The sequence below is a fragment of the Vogesella mureinivorans genome, assembly GCF_007644035.1.
Taxonomy (GTDB): Bacteria; Pseudomonadota; Gammaproteobacteria; order Burkholderiales; family Chromobacteriaceae; genus Vogesella; species Vogesella mureinivorans.
In genome coordinates this window covers 1-283 of record NZ_VMTV02000769.1, presented here as the reverse complement: position 1 = coordinate 283, position 283 = coordinate 1, and the positions used below count along the sequence as shown (strand labels likewise).

At 42.4% G+C, this 283-nt stretch carries 1 protein-coding gene; it reads right to left on the bottom strand.

Annotated features, from left to right (window positions below; all coding sequences use genetic code 11):
• Positions 1-283 (bottom strand): SDR family NAD(P)-dependent oxidoreductase (locus FLQ44_RS25670; protein ID WP_147695488.1); only part of this gene is annotated, 283 nt, incomplete at both ends.

Sequence of the window (283 nt, the reverse complement as noted above, 5' to 3'; positions counted from 1 at the left end):
TTCGTCCAGAACAGCCGTCATTTCTGTTTCAATGAATCCCGGAGCAATAGCGTTACATCTGATATTTCTTGATCCCAGCTCTAATGCAACAGATTTTGTAAATCCTATTACCCCTGCTTTGGATGCCGCATAGTTGGCCTGTCCTGCATTTCCTTTCACCCCGACTACTGAAGTCATATTGATGATGGATCCTGATCTTGCCTTCATCATCGGCTTGATCACTGCTTTTGTAAGGTTGAAAACAGAGTCAAGGTTTACTTTGATCACTTTATCCCAATCTTCT